Annotated in this window: 17 protein-coding genes; 11 read left to right on the forward strand and 6 right to left on the reverse strand. The window is 66.7% G+C overall.

Going from position 1 to position 15,648, the window contains the following annotated elements; genetic code table 11:
* The first annotated feature begins 6 nt into the window (after window positions 1-6).
* The 9 genes from B4U45_RS15825 to usfY all read left to right on the forward strand — a co-directional run bounded on the left by B4U45_RS15825 (window position 7) and on the right by usfY (window position 9,279).
* A complete protein-coding gene (locus tag B4U45_RS15825) occupies window positions 7-1,209 on the forward strand; it encodes a virulence factor Mce family protein (RefSeq protein ID WP_075545620.1) in 1,203 nt (400 codons plus the stop codon).
* Entirely contained in the window at window positions 1,209-2,261 is a 1,053-nt protein-coding gene (locus B4U45_RS15830) for an MCE family protein (RefSeq protein WP_075545621.1), read from the forward strand. Before B4U45_RS15825 ends, B4U45_RS15830 begins: the two co-directional genes overlap by 1 nt.
* Complete coding sequence (locus tag B4U45_RS15835; protein ID WP_082275240.1) at window positions 2,251-3,339, forward strand: virulence factor Mce family protein; 1,089 nt, start codon at window positions 2,251-2,253, stop codon at window positions 3,337-3,339. The genes B4U45_RS15830 and B4U45_RS15835 overlap by 11 nt, the downstream gene beginning before the upstream one ends.
* Window positions 3,336-4,742 carry a virulence factor Mce family protein gene (locus B4U45_RS15840; protein WP_075545622.1) on the forward strand — a complete coding sequence of 469 codons (1,407 nt, stop codon included), beginning with the start codon at window positions 3,336-3,338 and terminating at the stop codon, window positions 4,740-4,742. The genes B4U45_RS15835 and B4U45_RS15840 overlap by 4 nt, the downstream gene beginning before the upstream one ends.
* Window positions 4,739-5,890 (forward strand): MCE family protein, encoded by a 1,152-nt coding sequence (locus B4U45_RS15845; RefSeq protein WP_099288097.1) that lies wholly within the window; start codon window positions 4,739-4,741, stop codon window positions 5,888-5,890. The genes B4U45_RS15840 and B4U45_RS15845 overlap by 4 nt, the downstream gene beginning before the upstream one ends.
* A gap of 40 nt (window positions 5,891-5,930) precedes the next feature.
* Entirely contained in the window at window positions 5,931-7,601 is a 1,671-nt protein-coding gene (locus tag B4U45_RS15850) for a virulence factor Mce family protein (RefSeq protein WP_075545624.1), read from the forward strand.
* The gene (locus B4U45_RS15855) at window positions 7,601-8,344 is read left to right on the forward strand and encodes a mammalian cell entry protein (RefSeq protein ID WP_075545625.1); all 744 of its coding nucleotides are present in this window, start codon (window positions 7,601-7,603) and stop codon (window positions 8,342-8,344) included. Before B4U45_RS15850 ends, B4U45_RS15855 begins: the two co-directional genes overlap by 1 nt.
* The gene (locus B4U45_RS15860) at window positions 8,344-8,844 is read left to right on the forward strand and encodes a mammalian cell entry protein (protein ID WP_075545626.1); all 501 of its coding nucleotides are present in this window, start codon (window positions 8,344-8,346) and stop codon (window positions 8,842-8,844) included. The genes B4U45_RS15855 and B4U45_RS15860 overlap by 1 nt, the downstream gene beginning before the upstream one ends.
* A gap of 120 nt (window positions 8,845-8,964) precedes the next feature.
* Window positions 8,965-9,279 carry a protein UsfY gene (usfY, locus tag B4U45_RS15865; RefSeq protein WP_075545627.1) on the forward strand — a complete coding sequence of 105 codons (315 nt, stop codon included), beginning with the start codon at window positions 8,965-8,967 and terminating at the stop codon, window positions 9,277-9,279.
* Between the two features lie 82 nt (window positions 9,280-9,361).
* Here usfY and B4U45_RS15870 read toward each other — a convergent pair whose 3' ends face one another.
* The 4 genes from B4U45_RS15870 to B4U45_RS15885 form a co-directional block, all read right to left on the reverse strand.
* The gene (locus B4U45_RS15870; RefSeq protein ID WP_075545693.1) at window positions 9,362-9,940 is read right to left on the reverse strand and encodes a hypothetical protein; all 579 of its coding nucleotides are present in this window, start codon (window positions 9,938-9,940) and stop codon (window positions 9,362-9,364) included.
* 124 nt (window positions 9,941-10,064) lie between these two features.
* Window positions 10,065-10,367, reverse strand: a complete 303-nt coding sequence (locus tag B4U45_RS15875; RefSeq protein ID WP_075545628.1) for an Rv3488 family transcriptional regulator — start codon at window positions 10,365-10,367, stop codon at window positions 10,065-10,067.
* Between the two features lie 78 nt (window positions 10,368-10,445).
* Window positions 10,446-11,900 (reverse strand): multicopper oxidase family protein, encoded by a 1,455-nt coding sequence (locus B4U45_RS15880; RefSeq protein WP_082275241.1) that lies wholly within the window; start codon window positions 11,898-11,900, stop codon window positions 10,446-10,448.
* A complete protein-coding gene (locus B4U45_RS15885; protein ID WP_075545695.1) occupies window positions 11,890-12,321 on the reverse strand; it encodes a DoxX family protein in 432 nt (143 codons plus the stop codon). Before B4U45_RS15885 ends, B4U45_RS15880 begins: the two co-directional genes overlap by 11 nt.
* A 135-nt stretch (window positions 12,322-12,456) precedes the next feature.
* On the opposite strand from B4U45_RS15885, the gene B4U45_RS15890 reads away from it, so the two are divergent.
* Together B4U45_RS15890 and B4U45_RS15895 are read left to right on the forward strand one after the other, a co-directional pair.
* On the forward strand, window positions 12,457-13,176 hold the full coding sequence (locus B4U45_RS15890) for an ABC transporter ATP-binding protein (RefSeq protein ID WP_371687266.1): 720 nt from the start codon (window positions 12,457-12,459) through the stop codon (window positions 13,174-13,176).
* Window positions 13,173-13,955: an ABC transporter permease gene (locus B4U45_RS15895; protein ID WP_075545629.1), complete on the forward strand. Its 783-nt coding sequence runs from the start codon at window positions 13,173-13,175 to the stop codon at window positions 13,953-13,955. The genes B4U45_RS15890 and B4U45_RS15895 overlap by 4 nt, the downstream gene beginning before the upstream one ends.
* Here the strand turns inward: B4U45_RS15895 and B4U45_RS15900 are convergent.
* Together B4U45_RS15900 and B4U45_RS15905 are read right to left on the reverse strand one after the other, a co-directional pair.
* Window positions 13,952-15,436 (reverse strand): alpha,alpha-trehalose-phosphate synthase (UDP-forming), encoded by a 1,485-nt coding sequence (locus B4U45_RS15900; RefSeq protein ID WP_075545630.1) that lies wholly within the window; start codon window positions 15,434-15,436, stop codon window positions 13,952-13,954. The two genes, B4U45_RS15895 and B4U45_RS15900, sit on opposite strands and share 4 nt — an antisense overlap.
* The gene (locus tag B4U45_RS15905; protein WP_023368290.1) at window positions 15,436-15,600 is read right to left on the reverse strand and encodes a hypothetical protein; all 165 of its coding nucleotides are present in this window, start codon (window positions 15,598-15,600) and stop codon (window positions 15,436-15,438) included. Before B4U45_RS15905 ends, B4U45_RS15900 begins: the two co-directional genes overlap by 1 nt.
* Between the last annotated feature and the right edge of the window lie 48 nt (window positions 15,601-15,648).

Here is a 15,648-nt window from a genome sequence, read left to right on the forward strand (position 1 = left end):
AGGGACATGGCAGGCGGATCACGACGCACCAGTGTGCGGGTGGCGGCGGCGCTGCTGGCCGGCCTGCTGGTGGGATCGGCCGTCCTGACCTACCTGTCCTATACCGCTGCCTTCACCTCGACCGACGCCGTCATCGTCTCCTCGCCGCGGGCCGGGCTGGTGATGGAGAAGGGCGCCAAGGTCAAGTTCCGCGGCGTCCAGGTGGGCACCGTCGAGGACATCACCTACAGCGGCGACCAGGCACGGCTGCGACTGGCCATCAGAAGCGGCGAGATGCATTTCATCCCGTCCAACGCCACCGTGCACATCGCCGGCAACACCATCTTCGGCGCTAAATCGGTCGAGTTCATTCCGCCCAAAACGGCGCCGTCGCCCACGTCGCTGCGTCCTAATGCGCACGTCGAGGCATCCCAGGTGCAGCTGGAGGTCAACACGCTGTTCCAGTCGCTCATCGACCTGTTGCACAAAATCGACCCGGTTGAATTGAACGGAACGCTCAGCGCGCTGTCCGAGGGCCTGCGCGGCCACGGCGACGACCTCGGCGCACTGTTGTCGGGGCTGAATACGCTGACGCGCCAAGCCAATCCGAAGCTGCCCACCTTGCAGGAGGATTTTCGCAAGGCGGGCATCGTGACCAACGTCTACGCCGACGCCGCGCCCGACCTCAACACCGTGTTCGACAGCCTGCCTACCATCAACAAGACACTGGTGGACAAGCAGAAGGACCTGAACACCACGCTGCTGGCCACGATCGGCCTGGCCAACAACGCCTACGAGACGCTCGAGCCCGCCGAGCAGAACTTCATCGACGCCGTCAACCGGTTGCGGGCCCCGCTCAAGGTGCTCTCCGACTACTCGCCGGAGTTCGGCTGCCTGTTCAAGGGAATCGGACGCGGTATCAAGGAATTCGCGCCGTTGATCGGGGTCCGCAAGGCGGGCCTGTTCACCTCGTCGAACTTCGTGCTGGGCGCGCCGGCCTACACCTACCCCGAGAGCCTGCCGATCGTCAACGCCTCCGGCGGGCCGAACTGCCGCGGTTTGCCTGACATCCCGACCAAGCAGAACGGCGGGTCGTTCTACCGCGCGCCGTTCCTGGTCACCGACAACGCCAACATTCCGTACGAGCCGTTCACCGAGGTGCAGGTCGACGCGCCGTCGACCTTGCAGTTTTTGTTCCACGGCGCCTTCGCGGAACGGGACGACTTCTGATGGCGGGCGGGGGCATGCCGTCGCATCGCTCGATGGTGATCAAGGTCAGCATCTTCGCACTGGCGATGTTGCTGGTGGCCGCGGCGCTGGTGGTGGTGTTCGGCGACTTCCGGTTCGGCCCGGAAGCCACCTACCACGCCACCTTCACCAACGCGTCCCGGTTGAAGGCCGGCCAGAAGGTGCGCATCGCCGGCATACCGGTCGGGGCGGTGTCGGGGGTCGCGCTGAACCCGGACAACACCGTCGACGTGACGTTCGGAGTCGACAAGCGTTACACGCTGTACTCGTCCACGCGTGCGGTGGTCCGGTACGAAAACCTGGTCGGCGACCGCTACCTGGAGATCACCTCCGGGCCCGGGGAGCTGCGCAAGCTGCCGCCGGGCGGCACCATCAACGCCCAGCACACCCAGCCGGCGCTGGACCTTGATGCGCTGCTGGGGGGACTGAAGCCGGTGCTCAAAGGCCTGGACGCGGACAAGGTCAACACGATCACCAGCGCGGTCATCGAGTTGCTCCAGGGCCAGGGCGGCGCGTTGTCCGACGTGCTCGCCGAAACCAGCGCTTTTTCGACGGCCCTGGGCCAACGCGACCAGCTGATCGGCGACGCGATCACCAACCTCAATTCGGTGCTGGCCACCGTCGACCAGAAGAGCGCGCAGTTCTCCGCCAGCGTCGACCAGCTGCAACAGCTGATCACCGGGCTGGCCGAGAACAAGGACGCGGTTGCCGGCGCGATCCCGCCGCTGGCCTCGACGACGACCGATCTCACCGACCTGCTGAGAAATTCGCGCCGGCCGTTGCAGGGCGTCGTGGAAAACCTGCGTCCGCTGGCCACCGAACTCGACGACCGCAAGGCCGAGATCAACAATGACGTTGAGCAACTCGGCGAGGACTACCTGCGGTTGGCCGCGCTCGGCTCCTACGGGGCGTTCTTCAACATCTACTTCTGCACCGTGACGATCAAGATCAACGGTCCGGCCGGCAGCGACATCCTGATCCCGATGGGCGGCCAGCCGGATCCCAGCAAGGGAAGGTGCGCCTTTGCAAAATAACAAGCCAGATAACAAGAAGCCAGGCAGCAAACGCGATCGCGACCCGCTGCGCACCGGCATCTTCGGCGTCGTGCTGGTGGTCTGTGTGGTGTTGATCGCCTTCGGCTACGCCGGGCTGCCCTTCATTCCCCAGGGCAAGACCTACGACGCCTACTTCACCGATGCGGGCGGCATCACCCCCGGCAACGCCGTCTACGTCTCGGGCTTCAAGGTGGGCAAGGTCTCGGAGGTGAGCCTGGCCGGTGACAGCGCCAAGATCACCTTCAGTGTGGACCGCAAGGTCGTCGTCGGCGACCAGTCGTTGGCCGCGATCCGGACCGACACCATCCTCGGCGAGCGGTCCATCTCGGTGACCCCGGCCGGCAGCGGGCATGCCACCACGATTCCGTTGAACCGCACCACCACGCCCTACACCCTCAACGGTGCCCTGGAGGAGCTGGGCCGCAACGCCAACGACCTGAACAAGCCGCAGTTCGAGCAGGCCTTGAAGGTGCTCACCGAGACGCTGCACGACGCCACGCCGCAGCTGCGCGGTGCGCTGGACGGCGTGACGTCGCTGTCGCGCACCCTGAACAGTCGCGACGAAGCGCTGCAGGGCCTGCTGGCGCACGCCAAGACGGTGACCGGGGTGTTGTCGCAGCGCGCCGCGCAGGTCAACAAGCTGATCGATGACGGCAACCAGTTGTTCGCCGCGCTCGACGAGCGCCGTGCCGCGCTGGGCGCGCTCATCTCCGGCATCGACGACGTTTCGGCGCAGATTTCCGGCTTCGTCGCCGATAACCGCCGAGAGTTCGGCCCGGCCCTGTCCAAGCTCAACCAGGTGCTGAGCAACCTCAACGAGCGCCGCGACTACATCACCGAAGCCCTCAAGCGGCTGCCGGCCTATGCGACCACGCTGGGCGAGGTCGTCGGATCCGGACCGGGATTCAACGTCAACGTCTTCAGCGCGATTCCGGCGCCGCTGATGGCCATGGTGTTCGACATGGTCTACCAGCCCGGCAAACTGCCGGACAGCTTCGCCGACTATCTGCGCGGGCTCATCCAGGAACGCTGGATCATCAGGCCGAAGTCACCATGACGACCGCCATGCAGCGACGTTTCGGCCGCCGGGGCGTGCGCACCGTCACCATCATCGCGTTGGTCGCGGTGCTGGTGGGCGGTGTCTACGTGCTGGCGTCGGTGGGCGGCAACGGCCGCAAGATCGTCGCGTACTTCACCTCTGCCGTCGGGCTCTACCCCGGCGACGAGGTCCGCATCCTCGGGGTTCCGGTCGGGACCGTCGACACCATCGAGCCGCGGCCGTCCGACGTCAAGATCACCATGTCGGTGTCCGAGGACGTCAAGGTTCCCCGCGACGCCCAGGCCGTCATCATGTCGCCAAACCTGGTGGCGGCGAGGTTCATTCAGCTCACTCCCGCCTACACCGGCGGCGCGGTGCTGCCCGACGGCGCCAGCATCGAGTTGTCCCGCACCGCGGTCCCGGTGGAGTGGGACGAGGTCAAGGAAGCCCTGACCCAGCTGTCGGTCACGCTCAGCCCGGCGGCGGGCGAATTGCAGGGCCCACTGGGAGCGGCGATCAACCAGGCCGCCGACACCCTCGACGGCAACGGCGACTCGTTCCACAAGGCGCTGCAGGAACTCTCACAAGTCGCCGGGCGCCTGGGGGATTCGCGCAGCGACATTTTCAGCACCGTCAAGAACCTGCAGGTGCTGGTCGACGCGCTGTCGCAGAGCAACGAGCAGATCGTGCAGTTCGCCGGGCACGTGGCCGCGGTGTCACAGGTGCTCGCCGACAGCTCACGCAACCTGGACCACACTCTGGGCACACTCAACCAGGCGCTCTCCGATATCCGGGGCTTTCTGCACGAGAACAACTCGACGCTGATCGAAACGGTCAGCCAGCTGGGCGATCTTACCCAGACCTTGAGTAACCAGAGCGACAACATCGAGCAGGTGTTGCACGTGGCGGGTCCCGGTATCGCCAATTTCTACAACATCTACGATCCCGCGCAGGGCACCCTGAACGGTCTGCTGTCGATACCCAACTTCGCCAACCCCGTGCAATTCATCTGCGGCGGCTCGTTCGACACCCCTGCGGGAACGTCGGGACCCGACTACTACCGGCGCGCCGAATTGTGCCGGGAGCGCTTGGGCCCGGTGCTGCGGCGGCTCACGGCGAACTACCCGCCGATCATGTTCCACCCGCTCAACACCATCACGGCCTACAAGGGCCAGGTCATCTACGACACTCCGGCCACCCAGGCCAAGGCCGAGACGCCGGTTCCGGAGTTGACCTGGATTCCGGCCAAGCCGGCGACACAGCCTGCGCCGGGCAACACCACGGACCTGCAGAGCCTGTTCGTTCCGCAGGCGCCGGGCCCCCCGCCCGGGTACGGACCGCTGCCGGGACCGCCGCCCGCTCCGGCTGCCTCCGCGGCGCCCGCGGCACCGCTGCCCGCCGAGCAGGGGGCCGGCCGATGAGACGAATCATGTTGCGCGCCGGTGTTTTTGCTGCCGGCAGCACGCTGCTTGCCGGTTGTCAGTTCGGCGGGCTGAACTCGCTACCGTTGCCCGGGACCGCCGGCCACGGCGACGGCGCATTCACGATCACCGCCGAGCTGCCCGACGTGGCGACGCTGCCGCAGAACTCGCCGGTGATGGTCGACGACGTCACCGTCGGCAGTGTCGCCGGCATCGACGCCATGCAGCGGCCCGACGGGTCCTTTTATGCCGCGGTGAAATTGGCGCTGGACAAGCAAGTGGTGCTGCCGTGCAACTCGACCGCCACGGTCGCCCAGACGTCGCTGCTGGGTTCGATGCACATCGACCTGGTGCGTCCGGCTGATCATCCGACCGGCAGGCTGGGGGACCGCACCTGCCAGTCCATCCCGGAGTCCCGCACGGGCCGCGCGCCCACCACCGAGGAGGTGTTCGCCGCGCTCGGGGTGGTCGTCAACAAGGGCAATGTCGGTGCGCTGGAGGAGATCACCGACGAGACCTATCAAGCCGTGGCCGGCCGGCAGGGTCAGTTCAAAGACCTGATCCCCAGGCTCGCGGAGTTGACGGCCGGACTCAACAAGCAGGTCGACGACATCATCACCGCGGTCGAGGGGCTGAACAGATTCTCCGCAATCCTGGCGCGGGACAAGGACAACCTGGGCCGGGCGCTAGACACCTTGCCCGACGCGCTTCGGGTGCTCAACAAGAACCGCGCCAGCATCGTCGAGGCGTTCGCCGCGCTGAAAAAGCTGGCCATGGTCACCTCGCACGTGCTGTCCAAGACCAAGACCGACTTCGCCGCAGACTTGAAAGACCTCTACTCGGTCGTCAAGGCGATCAACGACAACCGTAAGGAATTCGTCACCTCACAGCAGCTGCTGCTGACCTTCCCGTTCCCCAACTTCGGCATCAAGCAGGCGGTGCGCGGCGACTACCTCAACGTGTTCACCACGTTCGACCTGACCCTACGGCGTATCGGTGAGACATTCTTCACCACGTCGTATGCACTCGACCCGAACATGGCGCACATGGACGAGGTCCTCAACCCGCCCGACTTCTTGACCGGGGAACTGGCCAACCTGTCCGGACAGGCGGCCGACCCGTTCAAGATTCCGCCCGGTACGGCTTAGTGGTCAGTAAGGGTCAGTAAGGGGCAGTAGGAATGCGGAGATGATCGACAGACTCACCAGGATCCAGCTGGCCATCTTCGGGGTGATCACCGTCATCACCCTGGTGGTGATGGGTGTCTTCTACCTGCGGTTGCCGGCCACGTTCGGCCTCGGAACCTACGGTGTCAGCGCCGATTTCGTCGCCGGCGGCGGTTTGTACAAGAACGCCAACGTCACCTACCGCGGTGTGGAGGTGGGGCGGGTGGAGTCGGTCGAGCTGAATCCGTCCGGCGTCACCGCCGAAATACGGCTGAACAGCGGCACTCCGATTCCGTCGAACGTCACCGCCACCGTGAAGAGCGTGTCGGCCATCGGCGAGCAGTATGTCGACCTGATGCCGCCCGCCAATCCGTCGCCGGCCAAGTTGCGCAACGGATCCAAGATCGAGCGCAAGAACACCCGGATCGGCCAGGACGTCGCCGATCTGCTGCACAAGGCCGAGGTGCTGGTCAACAGTCTCGGCGACACGCGGCTACGAGAATTGCTGCACGAGGCGTTCACCGCCACCAACGGCACCGGTCCGGAGCTGGCCCGGCTGGTGGAATCGGCGCGGTTGCTGGTGGATGAGGCCAATACCAACTACCCGCAGGTCTCGCAGCTTATCGACCAGGCCGGTCCGTTCCTACAGGCTCAAGTCCGCGCCGGCGCTGACATCAAGTCGCTGGCCGACGGGCTGGCGCGGTTCACCGCCGAGCTCCGTGCGGCCGACCCGCGGCTGCGCGACACCCTGGCCACCGCTCCGGACGCGATCGACGAGGCCAACACGGCGTTCTCCGGTATCCGGCCTTCCTTCCCGGCGCTGGCGGCCAGCCTGGCCAACCTGGGCAGGGTGGGCGTGATCTATCACAAGTCGATCGAGCAGCTGCTGGTGGTGCTGCCGGCGCTGTTCGCCGCGCTCACCACCGCTGCCGGCGGGGTGCCCCAGGACGAGGGCGCCAAGCTGGACTTCAAGATCGACCTGAACGACCCGCCGCCGTGCAACGTCGGCTTCATTCCGCCGCCGCTGATCCGCTCGCCCGCCGACGAGGGGCTGCGGGAAATCCCGACCGACATGTACTGCAAGACCGCCCAGAATGACCCCAGCACGGTGCGCGGCGCCCGGAACTACCCATGCCAGGAGTTTCCCGGCAAGCGGGCACCGACGATCCAGTTGTGCCGCGATCCGAAGGGCTACGTGCCGCTCGGCCGCAACCCGTGGCGCGGGCCGCCGGTCCCGTACGACACACCGGTAACCAATGGCCTGAACGTCTTGCCGCCCAACAAGTTTCCCTACATTCCACCGGACGCCGATCCGGATCCGGGCACGCCGATCGCCGGGCCGCCGCCACCGGGTGTGGTGCCCGGTCCCGGACCGGCACCGCACCAGCCGGCGCAGCCGGCGCCGCCGCCCAACGACAACGGTCCGCCGCCGCCCTTCACGTCGTGGATGCCGCCGGATTATCCACCGCAGCCACCGCTGCTTCCGTACCCGAAGACGCTGCCGCCGCCGCCCCCGCCGGTGGGCACCGGGCCGGAACCGCAAGCCAGTGGCCAGGCTTACACCACCTATGACCAGAGCACTGGAGTCTTCAAGGACCCGGCCGGCGGCACTGGTATCTTCGCGCCTGGCATCAATGGCGCGTCCAGCGCGGAGAATTGGGTGGACCTCATGCTTGCTCCGAAGGCTATGTAGTGGCACCACAGCAGCCGGGCGCGCAGCGGGTGCGCCGGCGGGCGTCTCGCGCGGCGGGTCCGGCAAAAGCCGCCTCGAGCCAGCGTGAAGCAGCCGAAACCCCGGTCAATGTCTTGTCCACGGCCGAGCCGAAGCGTCCGGACAAGTCGGCTAAGCCGGTCACGCCGGTCACGCCGGTCGCTGCGGTCAAGGCTCGGTCGGCGGTCCGGCCGCCGCCCCGTCGGCGGGCCCGGGGCAGGCTGGTGGCCTGGATCTCGCTGGGCGCCGCGGTGGTGATCGTCGCCGCGCTGAGCTGGGGGGTGCTGGCCCTGGTCGGTCAGCACCGGGACGCCGACGCCGAACAGGCCCGTCAGCGACGCTTCGTCGACACCGCCACGCAGCTGGTGGTCAACATGTTCAGCTACACGCCGAACACCATCGACGAGGCCGTCAACCGATTCGTCAACAGCACCAGCGGTCCCCTGCGCGGGATGCTCAGCGCCAACAACAACGTCGACAACCTCAAAGGCCTGTTCCGCGCCACCAACGCCACGTCCGAGGCCGTCATCAACGGTGCCGCCCTGGAAGGCATCGACACCGTCAGCGACAACGCTTCGGTGCTGGTTTCGGTGCGGGTGACGGTTGCCGACATCGACGGCGTCAACAAACCGTCCATGCCCTACCGGTTACGGGTCATCGTGCACGAGGACGAGACCGGACGGATGACCGGTTACGACCTGAAGTATCCCGACGGGGGCAACTGATGCGACTGCGGCGCGTGTGGCGTGCGCTGGGAGCCGTTGCCGGCGTCCTGCTGGTCGCCGCGATCGTCGGGCTGGCCGCGGCCGGTGGGTGGTTCTACTGGGACCGGGTGGAAACCAGCGGCGAGCGGAGCGCGCGGGCGGAGTTGCCGAAGGTGGCCGCCGATCAGATACCGAAGGTTTTCGCCTACGACTACCAGACGGTCGAACGCAGCCTCAACGACGCGTATCTGTTTCTGACGCCGGACTATCGCCAGGAGTTCAAGCGCAGCGCCAACGCGCAGATCATCCCGGAGGCCAAGAAGCGCGAGGTGGTGGTCCAGGCCAATGTCGTCGGCGTGGGAGTGATGTCGGTGCAACGCAATTCGGCGTCGGTGATGGTGTATATGAACCGTACCGTGACCGACAAGTCACGCCAGCCGCTCTACGACGGCAGCCGGCTGCGGGTGGACTACAAACGGATCGACGGCAAGTGGCTGATCGCCTACATCACGCCGATCTGAGCCCAGTTCCGAGCGGTCGAGGCCGGAGCCGACGCGGTCGCGCGACCCGGAAAATTATCTGTGACCTGGCGCACAATCTAGGCGTACCCTAGAAGCGTCTCTTGGAGAAGGGAGACGTCAATGAAGGGTGCATATCGCGATCCGGTGGAACACTCCCGAACCACCCAACCGCATGCCGGTGAATCGTTTATCGACACGCTGTGGCTGCCGGGGTTGTTTCTCATCGTCCTCGGAGTGATCGGCATGGCCGGGATCGTGGCGGCCCTGGCCTACAACCACGGCGAGTTGCTATTAACGCTGGGCTCGGCCGCGGCCGGTTTGCTGATGGCCGGTGGGTTGTTGATCATGGCCGAGCATCACCGGGTGCAACGTGTGGAGCGTCGGTGGCTGGCCGAACACCCGGACTACTGGCGTCAGCAACACCACGCCGTGTAGTTCCGGGTAGGGCACAAAGACGCCCGTCGAGCGTCATGAATGGCACGTGCCCGCAGCTCTGCTGCGCCTGCGCCGCCGCCGGTTAGTAGCAGATCGCAATTTGGTTGCAGCGCAACGGGTACCGTTCGACCGGGCTGGGCGGCGGCCCCACCAGCTGGAGCGAGAACGGTTCCTTTTTCATGTCCGGTGCCAGACCACAGACCGCGCCATGCAAGGTGGTGTGCGTGCCGCTCATGTTCTCGTCGCTGAAGGCATAGGTTTCGGTCGACGGCGCGGTGCTGCCGTCGGGGCACAACACGCCCTCTGCCTGGTTCACCTGGAAGGTCCACAGCACACTGGTCAGCCGAGCCCGGGCGCTGAAGTTCTGCAGCTTGTCGGCGCGGGTGATCTGTTGGGGCGTCGTGCTCGCGATATTGAGCGCACACTGGAACGCCCACGTGACCGGGTCGGAGTAGTCGTTCATGTTGCGCGTTCCGGACGGCTGGTCGCACAGCGCGGTGATGGTCCAGGTAACCCCGGAAACGCCGGCCTGGCTGAAGGAGTAGGCACCGTCCGGCGGTGGCGCGACGGCATGGGCCGGTTCGCCTGACTGCAGCGCGGTCGCCAGTGCGACGGCCGAGACGATACCCGCGCCGGCGGCCAGTCCGTGACGGATGTTCACGTCGCTTCCCCCTTGATCTTCTTCGCTGCCTACCGCGCTGCGGTGCTGCATCGAGTATCACAGCGTTTCGGCGGGAACACCATGGCTTCGCAACGCCGGCCGGCGGCTAGCTCAGGCCCCCCACTCAGGCCTCCGTGCCGAGGACTTCGTGGGCCAGCTCTCGAAGCGCACGGCGATCGTCGGCCAACGCCGCGCGGCCGGCCGCGGTGGCCCGGTAGACGCGGCGCGCCCGGCCTGCCACCACCTGTTGCTCCGACACCAGCAGACCGTCGGCCTCCAGCCGGTGCAGTGTCGGATACAGCGTGCCGGGGCTGACCTGGTATCCGTGGCGGCTCAGTTCCCCGGTCAGCCACGCGCCATGGACTTCTCCCTCGGCGGCGTGATGCAGGATGTGCAGGCGCAGTGCGGCCCGCTGAAATTCCCGCATGGACAACCCCTTTCGGGACAACCCCGTACGCGTCGGTGACGAAGCCGATATCGGGTTCCGATTCTACGGTGTGCAGGTCTAGGAGCAGCGCAGCAGCGTCATGAAACCGAAGTCCATGTGTATCTGTTGGTGGCAGTGCAACAGCGACAGCCCCGGTTGGTCGGCGGTGAAGTCGACCTCCATGATCTGGTACCCGCCCAGCATCGCGACGTCCTTGCGAACACCTGCCGTCGGTGTGCCTGCGACATGGGTGATTTCGAAGGTATGCCGATGCAGATGCATCGGGTGGATGTCGTCGGTGCCGTTGCGGAACCGCAGCCGGTAGCGCTGCCCCCGCACGATGTCGAGCACCGGTTGGTTGGTGCCCATGGCGAACGCGGCGCCGTTGACGGTCCAGACGTTGAACCCGTCGCTGGCGGCGTTGCGCTTCTCGATGAACAGGTCGATAACCCGATCGGCGGCCGGGGGAGTGCCGCCGCTGCCGAACACCCGGTAGTCCCAGGCAAACTCGGGCGGCGGGGCCCACTGCGGGTCGCCGGTGCGGCCGGCGTATTCGACGACGGTGCCCATACCCGCTTGACGGTCCTCGTCGGAGAGGTCGCCGAGGATCCAGACGCCGGGGTGGTTCATCTCCACGACCGCCGAGATGCGTTCGGCGGCGCCGAGCCACAACACCGGAACCGCAACGGGTTTGGGCACCGGATTGCCGTCCAGGGCCACCACGGTGAAGACGTGTCCGGGCAGGGCCAGGCTGCGGTTCTCGGTGGCGCTGCCGTTGAGGACATGCAGCATCACCCGCTCGCCGCTCCTGACCCGGATCGGTTCGCCGTGGCCCAGGGTGCGGCCGTTGACGGTGAAGACCTCATAGCCCACTTCGTAGCCATGCGGCAGGCCGGCAGCCAGTGCGGCGTTCATCGCTTGCTCGCCTTGGTCTTTCAATCCGGCGACCGCCTCACCGGCCAGGAAGCCGCCGGGCATGTCACCGCCCTGGCTCAGGCTGGGCTCGAACTCCTTGAGCGTCAGGAACACTTCGCGGTCGTAAGCGCCCGGTTCATGCTTGGGCTCGATGTAGACGGGGCCGACCAAGCCGCCGTATTGCCCGCCCGTCAGGTCGGCGCCCGGGTTGAGGTGGGTGTGGTAGAAGCGGAATCCCGACGGGCCGGGAACAAACGAGATCCGGCGCATGCCGTGGGCGGCGATGAACGGGGTGCCTTCCTCGGCCGAGCCGTCGACCTCCACCGGCAGGTGTTGGCCGTGCCAGTGCAGCTGTTGCGGGGTGCCGGTGTCATTGTGGACGTCGACGGTGATCTGCTTGCCCTCGGTAAACCTCAGCAGTGGCCCCGGGAATTGGCCGTTGTAGGTGGTGGTTGCGAAGAGTTTGCCGGGGGCGACTTCCACCTGGCTCTGCCCGATGCGCAGCGTGTAGTCGGCCTTACCGGCCGGCGGGCTATGCGAGCAGGCGGTCGCCAGGCCGGTGGCGGTGAGCACCCCCAGGCCGCTCCAGGTGAGGAAGCCGCGTCGATCAACCGGCATTGGCCAGCCGCGCATCCAGTGACCACCGGCCGGGACCGGCCCACAGCAAAAAGATCAGCCCGAGCAGCATCGACAGGTCGGTGCGTGCGTCGTGGGCCATGCCCCAGAAGCCCTGCACACCGAGAAAGCCCCCGGGCCGCAGCTCGGGAATCTTGGTCAAGGCGATCGCACCGATAATGTCGACGAGCAGCGGAATGGCCGCGACCCGGGTCAGCAGGCCCAGAACAACCATTGTGCCGCATAAGATTTCGACAACCCCGTCCAGATTGGCGAAGAAGGTGGCGGCGGGTATTCCGATCCGCTCGAAGCGGCCGGGCCCAAGTTGCTGCGGGTAGCGAAACTTCTGGATGCCCTCGCTGAGGAACACCAAGCCGACGAGGAGTCGTATGCAGATCGCGGCCGGCGGCCCCTCCGCGTGCAGCAATCGCCGCCAGGAGACTCGTCCCGAACCCGTCACCGCCAACTCGGACTCCGATATCGTGTTCCGATAGTCTTCGGAGTGAGCGTACCGCAGGAATCGTTCGCGACCGACCCCCGGGCAGATCGAGGCTTAGCAGTGGATTTGGCAGTGGATGACGTTTCGGTGTTCGACTTCGCCGACGTTGTCGTCCAACGTGACCGGGTGCGAGCGTTGGACGGGTTCACCGCCGCCATTCCCCGGCACGGGGTGACGGCGGTGTTCGGCCCGTCCGGATCGGGCAAGTCGACCCTGCTGCGGTTGTGCAATCGACTGGAGGTGCCGACGAGCGGGCGAGTGTTGTTCTGCGGCACGGATATAGCCGAGACCGACCCGTTGTGGCTGCGGCGCCGGGTGGGCATGTGTTTCCAGCGTCCTACACCGTTTCCGGGCACGGTCGCCGACAACCTGCTGGTCGCCGAGCCGACTGCGTCGCAAGCGCAGCTGCGGGACACGCTGGCCCGGGTGGCGCTCACCGGGTCATGGTTGGACCGCGACGCGACCGCGTTGTCGGGCGGGGAGGCGCAGCGCATGTGCCTGGCCCGCACCCTGATGGCCCGCCCGCAGGTGCTGCTGCTCGACGAACCCACCTCAGCCGTCGACGCCGAAGCGGCCCGGGTGATCGAGCGTGCGGTGCGTGGGCTGGCCGACGACGGCATTCCCGCCCTGTGGGTCACCCACGACCCGGCGCAAGCCGAGCGGGCCGCTGACCGGATCTTGCACATCGAACGGGGCCGCTGCGTAGGACTCGTCGACGTTGTCTCCAAGCCGGCCTCCAAGCCGGGCGACGGTAAGGCCGACGATCAGGTGACGTCATGACCGGCCAGGTCGGTTGGATCGGGCTGGCGACATCGCTGGCCCTGGTGGTGTTCGCGGCGGCCATCTCGCTGTGGCAGCGGCTGGGCCTGGAAAGGCAGGTAGTCTGGGCGGCCGCCCGCGCGCTGGTCCAGTTGCTGCTCGTCGGGGGCGCGCTGACGCTGCTCTTCGCGCCCGGCCGGTCGTTGTGGTGGTCGGCGGCGTGGACGGCGGGCATGATCGGCTACGCCGGCGATGTCGCCCGCCGGCGGGCACCCGAGGTGCCGCGGCTGGCGCCGCTGGCCATTGCCGCGTTCGCCGCGGCGGCCGCGATCACCTTGGGGGTGATATTCGGGCTGCGGGTCTTTCCGCTGCAGGCCCGAACCCTGGTGCCGATTGCCGGAATGATGATCGGCAACTCGATGACCGCCATGGTGCTGGTGGCCCGGCGCCTGGTCGACGAGCTGCGCGACAAACGTGACGAGGTGGAAGCCAGACTCGCCCTCGGGCAGCCGTCGCGTCAGGCCGCGGCTCCGTATCTGCGGATCGCGCTGCGGTCGGCGATCTCTCCGCAGATCGAGACCACGAAGGCCACCGGACTGGTGTTCCTTCCGGGTGCCATGACCGGACTCATCCTTGCCGGGGTGCCACCGGTGCAGGCCGTGCTGGTGCAGGCGGTGGTGATGTTCCTGGTCCTGGGCTCGGTCGCGACCACCACCGTCGTCGTGGCACTGGGGCTGGTGCGCCTGGTTTTCACCCGGGACCATCGGTTACTGCCGCTGCGTTCCCGGCCCCGGAGTTAACCCGGGTCCTTCGGACGCGCCTCGGCAAGGGCGTCGAGGAACGAGCGAGCCCAGCGGTCCACGTCGTGGGCCAGCACCTGGCGCCGCAGCGCGCGCATCCGGCGCCGTCCCTCTTCGTCGCTCTGGTTGAGCGCCCCCTCGATCGCGTCCTTGAGCCCTTCGAGGTCATGCGGGTTGACCAGATATGCCTGTCGCAGTTCGGCGGCGGCCCCGGTGAATTCGCTGAGGACCAGGGCGCCGCCGAGATCACTGCGGCAGGCGACGTACTCCTTGGCCACCAGGTTCATCCCGTCCCGCAGCGGGGTGACCAACATGACGTCGCTGGCCACGAAATAGGCGATCAGCTCGTTGCGGGGCACCGGACGGTGCAGGTAGTGCACCACCGGGTGACCGACCTCGGCGTACTCGCCGTTGATGTGGCCGACCTGGCGTTCGATGTCGTTACGCAGTATCTGGTAACTCTCGACCCGCTCGCGGCTGGGTGTTGCCAGCTGGATCAACACGGTGTCGTCGCGTTTGGCGCGCCCCTCGGCCAGTAGCTCGTAGAACGCCTTCAGCCGTACGTCGATGCCCTTGGTGTAGTCGAGGCGGTCCACGCCGAGCAGGATCTTGCGGGGGTTACCGAGTTCGGCGCGGATCTCGCGAGCCCGGCGCTTGATGTCGCGATGTCGCGCCGCCTGGTCGAGCGCCCCGGAGTCGATGGAGATGGGGAAGGCGCCCACCCGAATCGTGCGCGACTCGAGTTGTACCGCACCGAATCGGGACCGCACGCCGACAGCTCCGCGCGACGTTTCGGCGTCGAGCAGCTGTCTGGCCAGAAACAGGAAGTTCTGGGCGTCGCCGACCAGGTGGAACCCCACCAGGTCGGCCCCGAGCAGGCCCTCGATGATCTCGGTGCGCCACGGCAATTGCATGAACAGCTCTACCGGCGGAAACGGGATGTGCAAGAAGAACCCGATGGTCAGATCGGGCCGCATCGTGCGCAGCATCTTGGGGACCAATTGCAGCTGGTAGTCCTGAACCCAGACGGTTCCGCCGCGACCGGCCGCGCGTGCGGTGGCTTCGGCGAAGCGACGGTTGACGTCGACATACCGCTCCCACCACTTGCGGTGGTAGAGCGGCTTGACGATGACGTCGTGGTAGAGGGGCCACAATGTGGCGTTGGAAAACCCTTCGTAATACTCAGCGATGTCGTCGGCGGACAGCCGTACCGGATGCAGCCGCAGCTCATCCTGGACGATGGGCTCGTCAACCACGTCGACATCGGCTTCGGCAACACCGGGCCAGCCGACCCAGGCCCCGCGCCGGCGCCGCAGTAGCGGCTCGAGCGCGGTGACCAGCCCGCCAGGGCTGCGCTTCCAGGTGGTGGTGCCGTCGGGAAGCCGCTCCTGGTCGACCGGCAGTCGGTTGGCGACGACGACGAAGTCAGAGTCCCCGAAGACTTCCGTTGTTGTGGGCTCCGCGGATCCCCTGGAAGCCATTAGCTCTCGAGCTTCGCCGGCCCAATACCGAGCATGGACAAGAAAATGCGGCACTCGTCGGCGTCGTTAGCGTATGCGGCGACGACCCTCCTGGCCTGGCTCGCGGTGCTGTCGGCCACCGGTTCCACGTCGCCGATATCGCCATGGTCAGTTTTGGTAGGCATTACACAACTGTAAGCGAAACTAAATCCGGGACGCAGCCACGACGGCGA

It is taken from the genome of Mycobacterium persicum (assembly GCF_002086915.1).
Classification (GTDB): domain Bacteria; phylum Actinomycetota; class Actinomycetes; order Mycobacteriales; family Mycobacteriaceae; genus Mycobacterium; species Mycobacterium persicum.

Coding starts and splice junctions, on each gene's coding strand:
- usfY (WP_075545627.1), top strand. CDS start 8,965: ATGAAGGGTGCATATCGCGATCCGGTGGAACACTCCCGAACCACCCAA.
- B4U45_RS15905 (WP_023368290.1), bottom strand. CDS start 15,600: ATGCCTACCAAAACTGACCATGGCGATATCGGCGACGTGGAACCGGTG.
- B4U45_RS15825 (WP_075545620.1), top strand. CDS start 7: ATGGCAGGCGGATCACGACGCACCAGTGTGCGGGTGGCGGCGGCGCTG.
- B4U45_RS15900 (WP_075545630.1), bottom strand. CDS start 15,436: ATGGCTTCCAGGGGATCCGCGGAGCCCACAACAACGGAAGTCTTCGGG.
- B4U45_RS15830 (WP_075545621.1), top strand. CDS start 1,209: ATGGCGGGCGGGGGCATGCCGTCGCATCGCTCGATGGTGATCAAGGTC.
- B4U45_RS15840 (WP_075545622.1), top strand. CDS start 3,336: ATGACGACCGCCATGCAGCGACGTTTCGGCCGCCGGGGCGTGCGCACC.
- B4U45_RS15880 (WP_082275241.1), bottom strand. CDS start 11,900: ATGCCGGTTGATCGACGCGGCTTCCTCACCTGGAGCGGCCTGGGGGTG.
- B4U45_RS15895 (WP_075545629.1), top strand. CDS start 13,173: ATGACCGGCCAGGTCGGTTGGATCGGGCTGGCGACATCGCTGGCCCTG.
- B4U45_RS15845 (WP_099288097.1), top strand. CDS start 4,739: ATGAGACGAATCATGTTGCGCGCCGGTGTTTTTGCTGCCGGCAGCACG.
- B4U45_RS15860 (WP_075545626.1), top strand. CDS start 8,344: ATGCGACTGCGGCGCGTGTGGCGTGCGCTGGGAGCCGTTGCCGGCGTC.
- B4U45_RS15850 (WP_075545624.1), top strand. CDS start 5,931: ATGATCGACAGACTCACCAGGATCCAGCTGGCCATCTTCGGGGTGATC.
- B4U45_RS15875 (WP_075545628.1), bottom strand. CDS start 10,367: ATGCGGGAATTTCAGCGGGCCGCACTGCGCCTGCACATCCTGCATCAC.